This is a genomic window from Nocardia nova (assembly GCF_002933465.1).
Lineage (GTDB): Bacteria > Actinomycetota > Actinomycetes > Mycobacteriales > Mycobacteriaceae > Nocardia > Nocardia nova_B.
The window spans coordinates 22,008-38,220 of the sequence record NZ_PSZE01000009.1; the positions used below are offsets into that span (position 1 = coordinate 22,008).

Genomic DNA, 16,213 nt, shown 5'->3' on the forward strand with positions numbered 1-16,213 from the left:
GCACGCCGGAACGGTGTCTCAGCCTACTGGCGAGGGTGCGGGGATGCCGAATCGGTCCGGGGAGCCCCGGAAGACTCGCCGGGGATCGGGCCGTCGTGGGTTTTCGACGCCTCGGGCGACCTCTGGCAGGATGGCGGCCATGGTTCGTCGCCGGATACGGCGTCGGCTGTCCGGCGCCATCATCGCCGCACTCCTGGTGAGTGGGGCGATCTGGGGAGCGCCGCTGACGGCCGCCGCGCCCGCGCCCCCGGCCGATTCGGGTTCCGCGGAGGGGCCGCCTCCGGCGCTGGACGATCCCCGTCCGGCCACCGCCTCGATCGACCGCATCGAACCGATCAACGATCGCTGGTTGCGGGTCTTCGTGAATTCCCCGGCGATGGGACGCACGGTGCAGGTGCAGGTGCTGCTTCCGGCGGACCGTAGTCATCCGCGCCCGACCCTCTATCTGCTCGACGGGCGCAGCGCGAGCAACGCGTACAACAACTGGACCGAGCGCGGTGGTGCGGTGCAGTTCTTCGCCGACAAGGATCTCAACGTGGTCCTCACGATCGGCGGCCCGGCGGGGTACTACACGGATTGGCAGCATCCCGATCCGGTGCTCGGCACCAACAAGTGGGAGACCTTTCTCACTCGCGAACTGCCGCCGCTGATCGACGCGACATTCGAAGGCAACGGCCGCGATGCCGTGGAGGGCGTCTCGATGGGGGCGGAGGCGGCGATGATGCTGGCGATACGCAACCCGCAGGCTTATCGCGCTATCGCGGCCCACAGTGGTTGCTACGCAATGGGTTCCGATTTCGGCCAGGCGCAGGCACGCGCGGTGGTGCGCACCTACGGCGGCGATCCGGACAATATGTTCGGCAAGCAGGACGATCCGGACTGGCTCGCCCACGACGTGATGATGCACGCCGACACTCTTCGCGGTAAGGCGATCTTCCTGTCCGCCGGTTCGGGCGTGCCGGGTCCCTACGACGGCCCGGGTAATCCGGAAGCGCTCTCGACCGTCGGTTTCGGCGGTCCGCTCGAGGCCGGTGCCAACGCCTGCACCATGGCGCTCGCGGATCGGCTGGAGCGCATGCAGATCCCGGCGGATGTCGATCTGCGTCCGGTGGGGACGCATTCCTGGCCGTACTGGAAGGACGAGCTGCCGAGGGCCTGGCCGACGCTAGCGGGAGCCCTCGGCGTGCACTGACCGCCGCGGAGCCGGGTCAGCCGGCGAAGCGCGCGACCGTGTCCGGGGCGGTGGCGAAACTCAGGAACCGATCGTTCTCGTGTGGATCGCCCGCGGTCACCCGCACCCCGTCGGTGCCGTAGGGCCGCACCAGAACTCCGGCTTCGGCACTGGCCGCGCCGAACTCCGCGCTGTGCTCGCCCAGCGGCAGCCAGACGAAATTGGCCTGGGTCGGCGGCACCCGGTATCCGGCCGCCAGCAGCGTCTCGCGCATGCGTTCCCGCTCGGCCACCACATGATCGGTGCGGTCGAGCAGTTCGTGCCGCGCCTGCAGGCAGGCGACGGCCGCGGCCTGCGCCAGCCGATTCACGCTGAACGGGATGTGCACCTTCATCAGCGCGGTGATCAGTTCCGGATCGCCCACGGCGTAACCGACACGCAGCCCCGCCAGCCCGTATGCCTTCGAAAAGGTGCGCAGCACAACGACATTCGAGCGGCCTCGGCCGATCTTGACGCCGTCGGCCCGATCGTCGGCCGGCAGGCGCAGATATTCGAAGTACGCCTCGTCGAGCACTACCAGCACGTCGTCGGGGATCGCGTCGAGGAAGCGGGTCAATTCGGCGCGGCCGTACGCCGTTCCGGTCGGGTTGTTCGGATTGCAGACGAAAACGAGCCGGGTCCGCTCGGTGATCGCCGCCGTCATCGCATCCAGATCGTGCGCGAATTCGGCGTTCAGCGGCACCGGCACGGCCGTCGCGTTGCCGACCTGCGTGACGATCGGATACGCCTCGAACGAGCGCCAGGCGAACACCACCTCGTCGGCGGGGGAGGCGCATGTAATCTGCACCAGCTCTTGACACAGCGCGACGCTGCCGCAGCCGATGGCGACATTCTCGACCGCTACGTCGTGGAATTCGGCCAGGGCCGCTCGAAGTTCGCCCGAGGAGTTGTCCGGGTACCGGTTGATGAGTTCGGCCGCCTCGGCGATCACCTTGGCGACGCTCGGGAGCGGCCCCTGGGTGGTTTCGTTGCTGGCCAGTTTCACGGCGCCCGGATGGCTGCGCCCCGGAGCGTAGGCCGGAATGGACTCCAGGTCCGGACGAATACGAGCACTCACCCCAACACCTTAATTCCTCGCACGTCGCGACGGCTCGCCGCGGTTGTTTCGGAGGTCCCGGCGGCCCGCCGGCCACTCCGAACCGGCTGGGCGGTATGTCGGAAAATTTTCCGAGGAATGGGTACTTCCGTGCAACTTCTCCCGAATGTAACGGATGCGAACTACCCTGGTTTCATGTCGGGCATCTATCGAGATGAAGCACCATTGCGCGACAGCGGGCAGGTGGTCGACGGCGCTCCGGACCCGGCGGCCGGAGGTCGGGTGCCCATCACGGTAATCGAGCCGGAGGGCTACGCGCGCGGCGGCATTGTCGTACTCCACGAGTCCCGTCAGTTTGCCGATGTATTGCTGGAAATGATGAAATCGCTCGCCGGCGAAGGCTGGATCATGGTGGCGCCCAATCTGTTCCACCGCTTCGATCGGCAGCGCGGCCACGGGGACGGCGCCGGGACGGCCAACGATCGCGATCTCGCCGCGGTCGGGGCGCGCGTCTCCGACGGGCCGGGTGCGCTCGCCACCGCGGTCGCGGACGGCGCGGAGGTCGAGCAGGTGTTCGGCGCGGATCTGTTCGCCGATTTCGACGCATGCTTCGACTGGCTGGTCGGCCGGGGAGTCTTCCCCGACACCGTCGGCGTGCTCGGCTTCGACAATGCCGGCACCGCCGCCCTGTTGGTCGCTACGAACCGGCCCATCGGGGCCGCGGTGAGCGTCGCGGCACCCGGCATCATTGAGCCGCTGACCGCGGAGGCGACGGCGCTGGTGGACGCCGCCCCACAGTTGCAGGCTCCGTGGCTCGGTCTCTACGGCAACGACGATCCCGTCAACCCGGCCGACCATGTGGAACGCCTGCGCGACGCGGCGGCGCGAGCCGCGGTGGCCACTCTGGTGGTCAGCTACCCCGGCTTGCATCACCGGCCGGACACGCCCGGATTCGATATGGCCGACTTCGAGCAGCTGCCCGAAGACGAGAAGCGGCTGCTGATCGACGCACAGACCAGAATCTTCGATTGGTTCGACAGCCACCTGCGTTGACCAGCCGTTTTGCGTCCTGACCGGTTGCTCTGTACTCTTGCCTCTCGGCGGTTCGAAAGGACCGGCGCCCTCGAAAGAAGGCTCCAGGAGGCGTGCCAGAGCGGCCGAATGGGACTCACTGCTAATGAGTTGTCCCTTCACGGGGACCGGAGGTTCAAATCCTCTCGCCTCCGCCACGCCCGGGTAACCGGGCACACAACTGAACAGGACCTGCGCCCGTAGCTCAACGGATAGAGCATCTGACTACGGATCAGAAGGTTGGGAGTTCGAGTCTCTCCGGGCGCGCAGAAAAGAGCCCCCGAGCTGCATCAGCAGATCGGGGGCTCTTTCCTTCCAAGATCATCGGGGTGAAATCCCTCACTTTCCCCTTACATTCGGATCCGTATTTTCCTTCGCGTACCGGTCGAGGACCTCGCGAACGTCCGGTCCGTGCGTGCGCCGTTCGACGTAGTGATGTTCGGTCGTCGCCAGCTGAGCGTGCGACAGCTGGGCCTGTGCCTGCTCGACACCGAGCCCGTCACGAATCACCGTTCCGATGGTCCGCCGCAGCGAGTACGGGGTGATCCACTTCAGGTCATCGGGTAGGGCGGCGCGCAGCGATCGACGAAGGTTGTTCTGCAGCACGCCGGTAGTCGTAGCTATCGGGATCAGCGGCCGATCCATCCGAGCACGGTTTGCCGTCTGCGTTGGTGGCGCCGTCACGATTGATTTTTCCGTAGGAGTCCAGGGCGTAGGAGTCCAGGGTGAGCGTGATGAACATTGAGGGCCGGTACTTGCCCGCGTACTGACGGCCGATCGTGGCCTTGTCGATCTTCTTGCGTGGCAGATCGGGGACGTCCTGGCGGCGGCGGGTGGAGCGTTTGCGCTCCGATTTCGGCTCGGGATCGAGAGCCGGAAGGCGCCCGCGCCCACCGGTTTCGCGCAGATCCGCATCCACGTCCGAGACCACTTCGCGGATACCGGCCATCATGTCCTGGTCGCCGGATGCCTTGGCTTCCTGATAGTTGGTCATCAGGCTTGCGCGGGTCTCGACCACCTCCAGTTGGTGTTGGGTGGGGTCGCGTTTGATGTCGACGGGTTCGGTTTCGATGTGCCAGCCTTCGTGGGCTTGCTGCATCCGCAGGGAGCGAGCCTTGGCCGCGCACGAGGGGCACACATTTTCCAGCGTCGATTTGCACGGGGCGCCAACATATTTCGTATCCCCGGTATCGGGGTCATAGGTGTACATCGGGATCGGGCGCCGGCACTCGCCGTGTTTGTCGGCGGCGGCCTGGGCGATCTCGTGCAGGTTCGGAATCGAGCGGCGATCGGCGGCGGTGTCCCGGACAGGGCCGAGCGAGGCCGGATCGGTGTCAGGCTGTTGGTCTGCCATAGTCTGGCCTCCCTCGAGGTTGATGGGTTTCACGCGGCGTTTCCGCCTTCCTGACGGGGCAGCCCGCCCAGTCCGCCGGGGATTGTGTGCGAACAGGGGCCGAAATCGGCTTAGCGAGCGAATCAGTGCGCCGGAACGCCAGTTCCAAGCGAGCCGGGCCGGTGATGCTGACGCGGCATTCCTGCGCGCCGAATGCGTGTGGCAGATGGCTTGCACGGTTGGCCCAGTCGTCGGGCCATTGACCCAGCAGCATCGCGGCTCGCACGGTGTCGGTGGCCTTCCCGATGTCGATGCCCAGCAGCCGCGGAATCTTCACCGCTGCGCCGAGGTCGTCACGAACGGACAGGCTGCAATAGTCCAGCCGCGGCGACCACTGCCGCCGATACCGGAACCAGGACAGGAACCGCGACCGGACACGGCGAGTGATCCAGCGGGAGAACGATTCCGGGGCCTTCACCCGCCACAGGGCCAGCGCAGCGACCGAGGCCATTGTCATGCCGAGGGCCGGGAACCAGCCGTAGAACCAGAAATGGCCGGCCACCGCGGCGATCGGCAGCGACACCATCGGGAACAGCCGCGCCCACCAGGCCGCGAGGAACTGGTCAGCGCGCCGAAGGAGCCTTGTCCGTATACGTATCTTCGTATACGCTGAGCGATGTGAGGACGCTATTGCCGCCGGTCGAGAGCTTGCTGACGATCGACACGCGCGGCATCACGGGACAAGAAGGTGTGCGCAATGAGATTCCGCCCTACGGCTCTCGCGTGGATCGACCCCGATGTGACCGTCGCGCCAGACTGGGATCGGGCTCAGGTCCAGCGCCTGGCGAGGCATCTGGGCTATGCCCTCATTTGGCCGGCGAGTTCGTTGCTGCCGTTGCCTGATCAGGTCCGCGCGGCCGACGTCGATGCGGTGATCGTCCCTTCGGCAAGCCACCTGGACCCGCTAACCCTGAACAACCTCATGGGCTTAGCTGATGTCGAGGCCGTCCTACCTCGACTGTCGTTCGCTCGATGGCCGATGCAGCAGAGTGGACGGCGGGGGTGAACGCCGTGGAAACCCTCGGACTGCTTTTCGTGGTCCTGCCTCTGTCGGTCGTGGTGTATTGCGTGGTGGCGTACTGGCCGGAGCGCCGTCCCTTAGATCGTCGGACGAGGCGGGCTGAACTGGAGGTTGTCGATTCGGATACAGATTCGAATACATGAATATTTCGCGCGATAACCAGTCCGAATACGGTTTTACGTATACGAAGTGCGCTACACTAGTTTCCGGTCCTACGTGCTAGTGATTTTCGAATTGAAGGGAATGAGCCTCATGGCGGAACCTGCCTACGTTTCCATCGCAGGCGAATATGCTCGCCGAATTCGCGGCGGAGAATTGCCGCCCGGAACTCAACTGCCGAGCTATTCGGAAATCGCGGCGCGCAACAATGTCTCCGACATCGTGGTGCGGAAGGCGCTCGAGCTACTTCAGAGCCAAGGGCTCGTCCGGTCTGTGCGTAGGCGCGGAGTGTTCGTATCGGATCGGCCGAACCTGATCCGGATCTCGCCCGAACGTCAGATGGAGGACCCGGAAGTGACGTTCGCGAACGAGTCCGACAGCACGGTTCAGATCGACCGGGCAACGGAGAAGGTTCCGGCCACAGAAGCACTGGCCGATGCTCTCGGCGTAGCAGTCGGCGAAGAGATCACCCACGTTGTCACTCGCGCCAGCGAAGATGGCCGGCCTATCTCCGTGTCGGACAGCTACCAACCCGTCGACGTAGCGGACACATCCGACGCTGCCACACTCGAGGAAACAGTGGCGGACAGCATCCCGGTGCCGTCACACGCGGAGTGGCTGAAGACCACCCCCGGCGACCTCGTGAAGACCGTCCATCAGCGTTACATCACCGCGACAGGGCGAGTAATTATGGTCTCGGATGTGTCCTATCCGAGGGATCGCTATTACGCATTTGTTTTCCGCATGAATTTGAAACCGGAACTTGAAGCAGCTAGCGAGAACTAAAGCTCTGCACAACCGCCGGTCATCCGAAGATGGATGACCGGCGGTTTTCTTTTATTTCCGGACCCAGGCCTGAGCCCGATCGGCGAGATTCCACCAAGAGACGAATTTCGAATCCTCTGATTGGATCCTCCATCGCGATTCCAGCGCGTCGAAAAAGGCTTCGTCGCCGGTCTTTCCGCCTTTCGGCTCACCGATGTAGATCAACCGGCGACCGCCGTTCGCTTCGAAGGCCGCCAGCGCATCCGACGCCATCGTGTTGCCCCATCCAGGCGGCCAGCACAGGAACAGAACCTCATCGGCACTGCCGACTGACCGCGCAGCGAACTGCCCGAGATCACCAACGCTCAGCCAGACATCCGCTTGGCCTTCGGCCTGAGTGAACGACGGATTGTCGGACCGGTCCGGCGGTTCCGAGTCATACGCCGCAACGTCCAGGCCTGCGTTCGCCAGCTGCGCAGCCCAGTAGCCGCGGCCGGCTCCGAGCTCGACTACCGAACGCCCATTGCAGAATTGATGCATCCAAGCCACGGTCTCCGGCGACGGAACCGCATAAGCGTAGGCGGCCTGCAAGATGGTCTGCGCGAATCCCAGTCGCGCGCTTCCTCGAGGCCGGCCACCGTCGACGACCCGGCGCCCCTGATGTTCGGACACCGATGGCGCCACGATGTTCCAGTATGGGTTCGCGCTGATCGAGGGCCCGCCTGTCATGTAGTGCACGAGCCGCAAATCGAACGCTGCGTCGGCCTGGTCGTTCCCCGTCCCCGGCAGCATCGGCGCGGTGTCGAGGTACTCCGCCACCTTCGGATACTCGGTCCGAAGACGCTGTTCGTCCCCCAACAATCCGGCCAGTTCTTCACGACGGTCCGCCGTCAGCGCAAGCTCAGCCATGCTCCAAGTCTCTCCGCGCACAGCCTGTTTCGGCGAGCAAATGCACTCACCTGCATGGGTCGTTGCCGAATTTGGCTATAGAGGATCAAGGGCGGCGCTGGCGCGCCGCCGAGCGGCGCCGCCACGCGGCGCCGCGCAACCGCTCGCTGAAAAGACGTCGCTCGCGGCGCGTCGGGCGCGTCGGCGCCGCTCTGGCGACGTGGCAGAACGCCAACTGATCCTCTCTGACCACTTTCATCAACGAGGCAGTGCAGGGCGCGACGCCTGCCGTCCCCGACTGACCTCCCGCAGCCGAGCGCGAATGGCCGGCACCCAGCCCAGTCGACCGCTCGTGTCGCCTGGCCGAATCTACTTCCAACCGATCCTCCCGAGCGGAAGGCTGGCGCTCTGCCTGATCGAAAGCTATCAGCGCACCGCTCCCATTCGGTGCTGCCGCACGAGCTTCGCTCTGTGGCCTCACAGAACCCTTACCGCACGCAGCCTTGACGATGCCATCTTCGATGGTGGTCTCCACCCAGCTCTCGCCCTTGGGCACCTGGACGAGGCCAGCAGGTCGTCGGGTCAAACTCGGTGGGAACGACGTTTTGGATGGCGCTGCCTTCGTAATCGACATAATCTGGCTCGATGCAGGAAAGAGCCTGCGGCAGCGGCGATGTGACCGGGGGAAGGTGTTCGACTGGTCTACGTCAAGACCTGCTGTGAACATCGAGTGCGAGCAACTGGGGGTTGAGCAAGTGATCGTGGGCCGGGTCAGGACAGATGAAGGGCAGAAATAGGCGTGCCGGATCAAACAATCTGGGAAATTGAACCCCACACGTTGGCAAAACACGAAATTCTAAGACGCTATCTCGAGGCATGGTTTCCCATCATGTCCAGTTGGAACACAAGGGTGCTCTTCATTGACGGATTCGCTGGACCCGGCGTATACGCCAACGGTGAGCCGGGCTCACCTCGAATTGCGCTTGAGGCTGCGGCAAAGATTCGTCCTGCCGCCGGCACCACAGCACTCTTCCTATTCAACGAGAAGGATCCCGCCAGATTCGCGACGCTCGATAAATGGTGCAGCGAACATAAGCAGTCGTCCGACGTGAAAGTCGCTACGCGGAACCAGGATTTTACGGAGCTTGCCGAGGAGATCATCGAGCGCCGTGGCGTCAAGACCCTGGTGCCAACGTTCGCATTCGTCGACCCATTCGGATTCAAAGTACCAATTGAAACGATAGCCTCGCTCGTCAGGGATCAACGATCCGAACTCTTCATACTCTTTTCGTATAACAGTGTCAACCGCTGGATCGGACATCCTCAGCAGCAGGAGAATATGCAGGCATTGTTTGGATGTGACGAATATCGAGGAGCAGAAGGATTGCCGCCGACGCAGAGAAAGGAATTCCTCGCCAACCTCTATGAACGCCAACTAACCCATTACGGAAAATTCGAGCATGTTAGCCGCTTCGAGATGGTTGAATCCCGAGGGCGCACTAGTTACTTCCTGTACCACTGCACCAGGAGCCTCAAGGGCCTGGAGGTGATGCGGTCTGCCATGTGGAAGATTGACCCCGAGTCAGGTTGCCAATTCTCGGATCGGGTGGCCGGACTGGATTCACTATTTGATGAACCGATCGCCTTTGATCTCGACCAGCGGTTGGCGGCACATTTCTCGGGTCGGACTGTTTCCGTCAAGGAGGTTCAGAACTTTGTTTTGACGGGGACGCCGTTTGCCCTTGAGCATCTCAAGGTTAAGACCTTGAAGCCGATGCAGGAGAGGGGGGAAATTACCTGCCTCAATCAGAAACGCGTGGGGACGTTCCCCGACCGTGTGCTTATCAAGTTCCTATAGTCCCATAGCGGTCGGCATCTCGTTCCATAGTTGACCGTCGAGCTCGCGGCCGAGCGCTTTTGGGGTTCGGCCGCCCCACTGTTTGAAGAAGAATGGCACAGATGCCGCAGTGCACGAGTCTCGGATATCACGCGCCCACGCGAGATCCATCGGACGATAGTTCGTGCCGGACTCCCCGCCGGCGATAACCCAATCTATGCCGTTAAGGTCGATTCCAGTGAGCGGTCCAAGCAGCGGCTCGCAGGAGAGGAATCTGACCGCGGCGGGCACGCGCCGTAGGTGATCTACTCGCTTGAGTGCGTCGCAGTTCTCGACGGAAACTCCCATCCATACATTCTTTGGCCAGTCGAGCTTATCGGCCAATCGCGCCAGTCGCAGCGACCGCTTGGTGAGGATCTGGTAGGTATGCCGGGGCGTATCGGCCATGACGTCGAATACGTCACGTATGAAGCTCAATGGGACTTGGGCGTGGAATAGATCGCTCATTGAGTTGACGAACACGACACGCGGTGAACGCCATCGGTACGGCTGGTCGAGGACGGCAGGGTGGACTGTGACACCAAAACCAGGGCCGGAAGTTGCAGGGTTGCCGTCGTTCTGATACTTCTGCGCGCCCATTGCTTTTAGTCGCTTGGCAAGGGTCATCGCGTAGCAGTGGTCACATCCCGCCGAGACCCGGTCGCAACCGGTAACAGGGTTCCAGGTTGCCTCGGTCCACTCGATGGACGACTTGTCCGCCACCTCAGCCTCCGTCGCTAGAACACACGTTCGAATATCGCTACCTACTCAAAGTACGCGAATCACCGCGATACCGCACCCGCCGAGTCGCCAAGGGTGGTCCGTATGATCCTCGACCCGCGCCGATCGTCCGAAACTCGTGCACCGCACATCATTACAGCAATGGTTGGTTCACAACAGAGAATGGAGGCGGCGATTGCATGGGATTGTCATCCTGCCACGGAACTCCCTTGGGATCGGGTCATGTCCATCGGAAGGCCGTGCGGAGCCGCTACACGGCGAAGGGGCAGAACTGCAAGCCGGAGCGATCAACCGAAGAGAGTGCCGTTACCACCGTGGTGACCCAATGCCCTGAGCATCATTACGGTGTCACAGGGAGGGTGAGGCCCGTCGGACTCGGACATGAACCGTCGTTACTTTGGCCGCACAAACGTCTGCGTACATCGGCGTACCGACCCAGATGTCATAGACCGTCCAAGGCAGAAGCCGTTGCTTCACAAGCACTCTGAACGATTCCAGCGGACAGCTATGTACACCCGAACCCATCAGAAGGTTGGGAGTTCGAGTCTCTCCGGGCGCGCAGTGGAACGGCCTCTCACCTGTCAACAGGTGAGAGGCCGTTTCGCATTCGTCGACAGTGCCCTATCGCGCCTACGAGCAAGCCGGGCCTCTTCGCTTCCGCAATCCGGAAGTTATCGACGCCCTTCGGAGGGCGGTTTCGTCGCCCAGCGGGCAAAGCTGAGCCGCGGCAGCACGGTCTCGACGTCGGCCACCACCATCACCGCGTTCAGCGTAACTGGGTCGAAATGGGCGGTAGAGGGCGCGATTACGGCCTCGGCGCCCGATTCCCGCACTTGGTCTGCCAGTGGAATCCGGCTTGTCTCCGGCGGCCATACAAGGCGGTAGCCGAGGCGGCTCGCCAGCCGTCGAACCTGGGCCATATCCCAGTCCGGTGCCCTCGCCTCCGGATGGACCCATCCCAATGCGATCGGCCGGGGATCAGTCATCGGCCTTCCTCGCGCCGCTCGTCCCGCGACGGAAGTCGGATCAGGGCCCAGGTGAGATCCGACAACCTCATGGCAAGCAGAACCAAGATCCAGTCACAACCGGTCATAGTGTCGAGCCCCCTTCGCCGAACCGCCATTGGTCGGGCCAGGGCGCCGAGGACTGCGACACCCGACGTCCGGACCGCATTCAGAGTCGCTGCCGAAGGCGCCTGCGTAATGCCACAGCCTGTGGCACTGTGGGCTTATGGACGAGATGGGGGCTGGTGAACGCGTTGCCAGGGCGCGGAAACTAGGGCGTCTCACGCAGGTCCAACTGGCTCAGAGGGCGTCTGTCTCCCTCTCCTTGCTCCGGAAGGTCGAACAGGGTGACCGCGCCGCGTCGCCGGCGTTCATCGCCGCTGTGGCGCGGGTTCTGGGCGTCGGGATCGGCGACCTGACCGGGCAGCCCTATTCGCCGGTCCGGGCGGACGCGGCGGCGCACGCGACGATCCCCGAACTGCGGCGGTCGATTCTGTCTTTCGACGATGAGCCGCCCGCATTGCCGGTGACATTCGAGGACCTCAGCGCCGCTTTGGACCGGGTGCGAGAGGGAATGCGTCGCGCACGCTACACCGACCTCACGGCTGAACTTCCGGATGTGATCCGGGGCCTGCACCTGCTGGCCGACGCGGAGAGTTCCGGCAGTCGCTCGGAAGAGATACATTCCGCTCTCGCGTACGCCTATTCCAAGGCAATGCTTTTCGCCTACCAGTACGGGTATCTGGATCTCGCGGGGCTGGCCGCCGACCGTTGCGGTTGGGCCGCATCGCGCAGCGGTGATCCGATCTGGCCGGTTGCAGCCGAATACAACCGAGCCCTCATCCTGCTCTACTCGGGCGCATACGCCGGTGGTCAGAAGACGATCGAACGTGCCTATGTCGCAAGCGAAGACATCGCCACCTCGCCGAATCTGCTGGCAGTTCGTGGCGCTCTGCATCTCCGCGGATCGATTCTCGCGGCCCGCGCTGCCGACGCCGCGACCGCGGACTCACACCTCACCGAGGCGCGGCAGATCGCAGATGCGATCGGCTCGTCCCGATTCCGCCACTACGGCACCGGCTTTCGGCCTTCCAACGTCGACATCCATTCGGTAGCAATACCAGTCGAACTGTCCGACGGAACCACCGCGATCTCCCGTGCCGCAGATATCCGCCTGCCGGCCTCGGTGGCGCCCTCACGAGCCGGCCACCACTTCATCGACCTCTCCCGCGCTTGGCTGCTGCACGGCGACAAACAGCGAGCCCTGCTGACCCTCCAGCAGGCCCGCAAGGTCGCTCCGGAGTTGACCCGCAACCACTCTCAGGTCCACGAGACCATCCGGGTCCTGGCGCACAGCCGTCGCGGCACGGACAACCTCGCGCAGTTCGCCCGATGGGCGAACGTCAAGATCTGACTACCTGAGCGCGCATTCGGCACTCACCGAGCATCTCATCGACGAACCGGTCGAACCGACTCAGGCCGCGCCGCACCGCGTCCTGGATTTCCTCGCCGAACGACTCGAGGTACCGGCGCGAACGGACCGCTGATACCGGCGCCTCACAGCCACGCGGGCAGATTCGGCAGGTATCCGGTGAGCCCCACGCCCTCGCTGCGGCCGATCAACCACGCCAGCAGCTCCGCTGCGGGCCCGGAAATGGTATCGGAAGGGTCGGGGCCCACCTTGGCGGTGAAATCGGTATCGGTGGCGACGAGGGTGAAGCTCGGCGGCGGTGGCTGATCCGGGTCGGAGGTCATCGGCTTGGCGTCGGCGGGGCGATGCGCGGAGGCCGCGTGGTCGAATCCGGCGGCCACCTCCGGCAGCATCCGGGCCACGAAGGCGGGCGGCCAGTCCGCGGGCCGGTAGCCGATGTTCAGGTCGACGCGGTGAATCTCGAGCTCGCGCAGGCGCAACCACGGCACCACCGCGGCGGCCAGATCCTTACCCGTGCGAGCCCGCACCCGGTGCTGCCAGCGTTGCGGCGGCATGGCCCGGGCCAGGCCGAGGAAGCGATCCGCGGAGGCGCGCAGATCGCTCAGCTGCTCGGCAAGCGGGCGCGGCGCACCGGCCTCGATATCGGAATCGCGCAGCAGTTGGCTTGCGTACTGCGGGGTTTCGATGCCGGTGCGGGCCCACAGCAGCAGGTTCACCAGGCCGTCGGCATTGCGGGACAGGTGGGCCAGCAAATGGCCGCGCGTCCAGCCCGGCAACAGTGAGGGCTCGGCGATATCGCTGTCGTGCAAGGCGTCCACCGCGGTGACGAGCGACTCGGTCGCCGCGTGCACGGCTTCGAGCAGGTCGACGGGAACGGCTGATTCCGGCGCTTCGCTGGTCACGTGGGTGACCCTACCCAGCGCTGGGAACGCGCGCTGGTCGAACTCGATTGCCGTCGGATAACTGTTCACTGTCCCGACAGCTGACCGTCGACTCGGCAGGATAGGTATCACCGGTGGGAACCAGTCATCTGCTCCGATTCGCCCTCGCCGGCGCCGTACTCTGCGCGGCCGCCGCCTGTTCGTCCGGCGGTGGCGAACCGCAATGGCACACCGACCGGGACCGGCCGCTGACGGTCTCGCTCGACGATCTGTCCGCCCGCACCGGCGGCGGCGCGGCCGTCGCCTTCGGCGCACCGGCCCACGGCCGCCTGGACCGCACGGCCGACGGTTCCCTGCGCTACACGCCGGAGCCCGGATACCAGGGCGAGGACACCTTCACGGTGACCACCTCCGATGCGGTTCACCTTTACACCACCGATATCGCGCCGCTCGGCGAGTTCGGTGGAACCACGGTGCAGGGCAGCGGATTCGGGTCCGCGTGGACACCGGTGCCGGGCTCGGCCGACGAGTTCTACGGCCTCACCGACCGCGGCCCGAACGCCGACGGGCCCGGCAAGAACGAAAAGATCGTTCCCATCCCGAGTTTCGTGCCGAAGATCGGCAAATTCCGGCTGACTGGAACGCGTGCGGTGCTGGAATCCACCATCGACCTGAAGAACCGTGCCGGCGTCGGCTTCAACGGACTCGTCGACACCGCGGCGTCGACCGGGGAGACCATGCGCGACCTGGACGGCCACCCCTTGCCGCCCATCGACCACGGTCTGGACCCGGAAGGACTGGTCGCGCTGGCCGACGGCACCTTCTGGGTCTCCGACGAATACGGTCCGTTCCTGCTGCACTTCGGCGCGTCCGGTACCGAAATCGACCGCCTCGCACCCGGTTCCGGGCTGCCGCGCGAATTGTCGCTGCGGACGCCGAATCAGGGTATGGAAGGCCTGACCGTCACGCCGGACGGGCGGCGATTGGTCGGTGTGATTCAAAGTGGTTTGCAGACACCGGGATTGGATTCCGCTCGGGAGGTGCCGATGACCCGAATCGTCACTGTGGACTTGCCGACCCGCGCCGTAGCCGAATTCGTCTACCCGCTCGAGGATCCGAAGCGCAAACTGGCCGTCTCCGAAATCACCGCACTCGACGACCACACCTTTCTCGTGGACGAACGCGACGGTGAACTCGCGCCGAAGGCGAACAAGAAACTGTGGACGATCGATCTGAACGGCGCCACCGATATCGGACCGCGAGCCGCCGTTCCCGGAACTCGATACGACCCGAATCTCGGCCTGCTCGTCGGCGATAAACCGCTGGAAACCTATGTCGGCAAGGTATCGACCGCCGAGGGAATCGCCGCGCTCGGCAAGGCGGGTATCACCCCGGTCGCGAAGAAGTCGAACCTGGATCTCGCCGGATTGGTCGCAGGGCTGAATCCGGCCGGCGCGTTCTTCGGCCACGACAAAATCGAGGGCGTCGCCACTACCGACGGCGGCCGCACGCTCTACATCTCCGACGACAGTGATTTCGGATTGGCCGCAAGCACCGGCAGCCAGCCGCCCTTCGGCCTGAAACCGAAGATCTTGCCGGACGGCCGCCAGGACACCGGCGAAATTCTGCGAGTCGATACCGGGGCGCTTCCGGCACACACCACCACGCACACCGTCACCGTCTCGGTGGGCCAGCGCTAGCCGGCATTCTCAGGTTTTACCCATGTTCTGCACAAAGGCATGCCAGTCGCCGCTGTCACCGTGGGTATATGAACACAGTTGTCGAGGTACTGGTCATGGGCGTCATGCTCGCCACCTTCGCGGCCATGGCGATCGCGGGGGCGGTGGCGGAATCGGCGCCCCGCTCACTGGTCATGCTGCGGAACGACGATCCCGAGGCCCTACGCGCTTCCGCCCGCCGCCGCTGATCACGCGCTGCGCGACCCAGATCTGCACCGCGAGCGCGATCAGCCACAGCGACATGGATCCGACCTGGATGCGCTGGGCGATGCCCAGTGCGTAATTGCCCGGCAGATTGTCGGCGATCAGCATCCAGGCCGTAGCGGTCGAGCCGATGATGAGGATCCACAATCCGGAATGCCGCAGAATCGGCCAGCGCCGGTAGCGGAAGGCGGCGACGCTGAAGGCGATCATCGCCACGAATATCGACGTGACCGCGAGCGTGCTGGTCAGCGCGTGAATCTGGTGCAATTGCGGAAACAAGCCGCTGTCCGACGGCGGGCACGGCGCCCGGCAGGTATGCAACGGCCATTGCGCATCGGCGATCGTGGACGCGCCGAAACAGCCCAGCGCCACCCAGCCGACGGTCGACAAACGCCGCCGTGAGAAGACGAACATCGCCGTGACCGCGGAAACCAAGGTGAGCGAACCGGCGATGGTGTCGCCCAGATCGAACACCCAGCGGTAAGGGCGCCCCTCGGCGTCCAACTCGCTGAGGAACGACCTGATCGGGTTCAGATGGATCGGCAGGACGAATTCCAGGACCCACGACGAATAGCAGACCCCCGCGACGGCGACAGCGGCCGCGATCAGTGAGCGGACCAGGCGGAACCGCACGCGCGCGGGTGCGTGGTCTCGCTCCAGTACGGCGACCGCACCGGATTGGTCCGCCACACGATCATGCGGCTCGCTCGGCGTCATTGCCCTCGTTTCACGTCATCGCCCACGTCCGGAATGTGCCGTATTTCCGCTGCAA

At 64.4% G+C, this 16,213-nt stretch carries 15 protein-coding genes, 2 tRNA genes and 1 pseudogene; 9 read left to right on the forward strand and 9 right to left on the reverse strand.

Annotated features, from left to right (window positions below):
* Positions 1 to 139 precede the first annotated feature (139 nt).
* A complete protein-coding gene (locus C5E41_RS13320) occupies positions 140 to 1,192 on the forward strand; it encodes an alpha/beta hydrolase (protein ID WP_104376293.1) in 1,053 nt (350 codons plus the stop codon).
* A 16-nt stretch (positions 1,193 to 1,208) separates the two neighbouring features.
* On the opposite strand, the gene hisC is transcribed toward C5E41_RS13320, so the two are convergent.
* The gene (gene hisC, locus C5E41_RS13325; RefSeq protein WP_104376151.1) at positions 1,209 to 2,288 is read right to left on the reverse strand and encodes a histidinol-phosphate transaminase; all 1,080 of its coding nucleotides are present in this window, start codon (positions 2,286 to 2,288) and stop codon (positions 1,209 to 1,211) included.
* A 174-nt stretch (positions 2,289 to 2,462) separates the two neighbouring features.
* On the opposite strand from hisC, the gene C5E41_RS13330 reads away from it, so the two are divergent.
* The 3 genes from C5E41_RS13330 to C5E41_RS13340 all read left to right on the forward strand — a co-directional run bounded on the left by C5E41_RS13330 (position 2,463) and on the right by C5E41_RS13340 (position 3,605).
* On the forward strand, positions 2,463 to 3,320 hold the full coding sequence (locus tag C5E41_RS13330) for a dienelactone hydrolase family protein (protein WP_104376152.1): 858 nt from the start codon (positions 2,463 to 2,465) through the stop codon (positions 3,318 to 3,320).
* Positions 3,321 to 3,406: 86 nt separating this feature from the next.
* Positions 3,407 to 3,496, forward strand: a tRNA-Ser gene (locus tag C5E41_RS13335).
* 36 nt (positions 3,497 to 3,532) lie between these two features.
* Positions 3,533 to 3,605, forward strand: a tRNA-Arg gene (locus C5E41_RS13340).
* A 72-nt stretch (positions 3,606 to 3,677) separates the two neighbouring features.
* On the opposite strand, the pseudogene C5E41_RS13345 reads toward C5E41_RS13340, so the two are convergent.
* The 3 genes and pseudogenes from C5E41_RS13345 to C5E41_RS13355 all read right to left on the reverse strand — a co-directional run.
* Positions 3,678 to 3,932 (reverse strand): annotated as a pseudogene (locus C5E41_RS13345) (site-specific integrase); the annotation flags it as partial.
* On the reverse strand, positions 3,895 to 4,692 hold the full coding sequence (locus C5E41_RS13350) for a replication initiator (RefSeq protein WP_104376153.1): 798 nt from the start codon (positions 4,690 to 4,692) through the stop codon (positions 3,895 to 3,897). The gene C5E41_RS13350 and the pseudogene C5E41_RS13345, both read right to left, overlap by 38 nt.
* The gene (locus tag C5E41_RS13355) at positions 4,673 to 5,257 is read right to left on the reverse strand and encodes a hypothetical protein (protein WP_104379566.1); all 585 of its coding nucleotides are present in this window, start codon (positions 5,255 to 5,257) and stop codon (positions 4,673 to 4,675) included. Before C5E41_RS13355 ends, C5E41_RS13350 begins: the two co-directional genes overlap by 20 nt.
* A gap of 747 nt (positions 5,258 to 6,004) precedes the next feature.
* On the opposite strand from C5E41_RS13355, the gene C5E41_RS13365 reads away from it, so the two are divergent.
* Positions 6,005 to 6,697 carry a GntR family transcriptional regulator gene (locus C5E41_RS13365; RefSeq protein ID WP_104376294.1) on the forward strand — a complete coding sequence of 231 codons (693 nt, stop codon included), beginning with the start codon at positions 6,005 to 6,007 and terminating at the stop codon, positions 6,695 to 6,697.
* Positions 6,698 to 6,748: 51 nt separating this feature from the next.
* On the opposite strand, the gene C5E41_RS13370 is transcribed toward C5E41_RS13365, so the two are convergent.
* Positions 6,749 to 7,606 carry a hypothetical protein gene (locus C5E41_RS13370; protein ID WP_258080955.1) on the reverse strand — a complete coding sequence of 286 codons (858 nt, stop codon included), beginning with the start codon at positions 7,604 to 7,606 and terminating at the stop codon, positions 6,749 to 6,751.
* Between the two features lie 757 nt (positions 7,607 to 8,363).
* On the opposite strand from C5E41_RS13370, the gene C5E41_RS13380 reads away from it, so the two are divergent.
* Positions 8,364 to 9,422: a three-Cys-motif partner protein TcmP gene (locus tag C5E41_RS13380; protein WP_181063231.1), complete on the forward strand. Its 1,059-nt coding sequence runs from the start codon at positions 8,364 to 8,366 to the stop codon at positions 9,420 to 9,422.
* Here C5E41_RS13380 and C5E41_RS13385 read toward each other — a convergent pair.
* Positions 9,417 to 10,163, reverse strand: a complete 747-nt coding sequence (locus tag C5E41_RS13385; protein ID WP_104376159.1) for a DUF5131 family protein — start codon at positions 10,161 to 10,163, stop codon at positions 9,417 to 9,419. The genes C5E41_RS13380 and C5E41_RS13385 overlap by 6 nt on opposite strands.
* Before the next feature lie 689 nt (positions 10,164 to 10,852).
* Positions 10,853 to 11,167, reverse strand: a complete 315-nt coding sequence (locus C5E41_RS13390; protein WP_104376160.1) for a hypothetical protein — start codon at positions 11,165 to 11,167, stop codon at positions 10,853 to 10,855.
* A gap of 253 nt (positions 11,168 to 11,420) precedes the next feature.
* On the opposite strand from C5E41_RS13390, the gene C5E41_RS13395 reads away from it, so the two are divergent.
* Positions 11,421 to 12,599 (forward strand): helix-turn-helix domain-containing protein, encoded by a 1,179-nt coding sequence (locus C5E41_RS13395; protein WP_219823156.1) that lies wholly within the window; start codon positions 11,421 to 11,423, stop codon positions 12,597 to 12,599.
* A gap of 143 nt (positions 12,600 to 12,742) precedes the next feature.
* Here C5E41_RS13395 and C5E41_RS13405 read toward each other — a convergent pair whose 3' ends face one another.
* The gene (locus tag C5E41_RS13405) at positions 12,743 to 13,519 is read right to left on the reverse strand and encodes a maleylpyruvate isomerase family mycothiol-dependent enzyme (protein ID WP_104376295.1); all 777 of its coding nucleotides are present in this window, start codon (positions 13,517 to 13,519) and stop codon (positions 12,743 to 12,745) included.
* A gap of 113 nt (positions 13,520 to 13,632) precedes the next feature.
* Here C5E41_RS13405 and C5E41_RS13410 point away from each other — a divergent pair, with 113 nt between their 5' ends.
* Positions 13,633 to 15,198: an esterase-like activity of phytase family protein gene (locus tag C5E41_RS13410; protein WP_181063232.1), complete on the forward strand. Its 1,566-nt coding sequence runs from the start codon at positions 13,633 to 13,635 to the stop codon at positions 15,196 to 15,198.
* A 68-nt stretch (positions 15,199 to 15,266) separates the two neighbouring features.
* Positions 15,267 to 15,425: a hypothetical protein gene (locus C5E41_RS33845; protein ID WP_181063233.1), complete on the forward strand. Its 159-nt coding sequence runs from the start codon at positions 15,267 to 15,269 to the stop codon at positions 15,423 to 15,425.
* Here the strand turns inward: C5E41_RS33845 and C5E41_RS13415 are convergent.
* A complete protein-coding gene (locus tag C5E41_RS13415; protein ID WP_439956331.1) occupies positions 15,370 to 16,131 on the reverse strand; it encodes a DUF998 domain-containing protein in 762 nt (253 codons plus the stop codon). The two genes, C5E41_RS33845 and C5E41_RS13415, sit on opposite strands and share 56 nt — an antisense overlap.
* Between the last annotated feature and the right edge of the window lie 82 nt (positions 16,132 to 16,213).

Bases quoted from the DNA above. Each gene is read 5' to 3' on its own strand.
- C5E41_RS13320 (WP_104376293.1), top strand. From the start codon at position 140: ATGGTTCGTCGCCGGATACGGCGTCGGCTGTCCGGCGCCATCATCGCC.
- C5E41_RS13330 (WP_104376152.1), top strand. From the start codon at position 2,463: ATGTCGGGCATCTATCGAGATGAAGCACCATTGCGCGACAGCGGGCAG.
- C5E41_RS13350 (WP_104376153.1), bottom strand. From the start codon at position 4,692: ATGGCAGACCAACAGCCTGACACCGATCCGGCCTCGCTCGGCCCTGTC.
- C5E41_RS13355 (WP_104379566.1), bottom strand. From the start codon at position 5,257: ATGGTGTCGCTGCCGATCGCCGCGGTGGCCGGCCATTTCTGGTTCTAC.
- C5E41_RS13365 (WP_104376294.1), top strand. From the start codon at position 6,005: ATGGCGGAACCTGCCTACGTTTCCATCGCAGGCGAATATGCTCGCCGA.
- C5E41_RS13390 (WP_104376160.1), bottom strand. From the start codon at position 11,167: ATGACTGATCCCCGGCCGATCGCATTGGGATGGGTCCATCCGGAGGCG.
- C5E41_RS13395 (WP_219823156.1), top strand. From the start codon at position 11,421: ATGGGGGCTGGTGAACGCGTTGCCAGGGCGCGGAAACTAGGGCGTCTC.
- C5E41_RS33845 (WP_181063233.1), top strand. From the start codon at position 15,267: ATGAACACAGTTGTCGAGGTACTGGTCATGGGCGTCATGCTCGCCACC.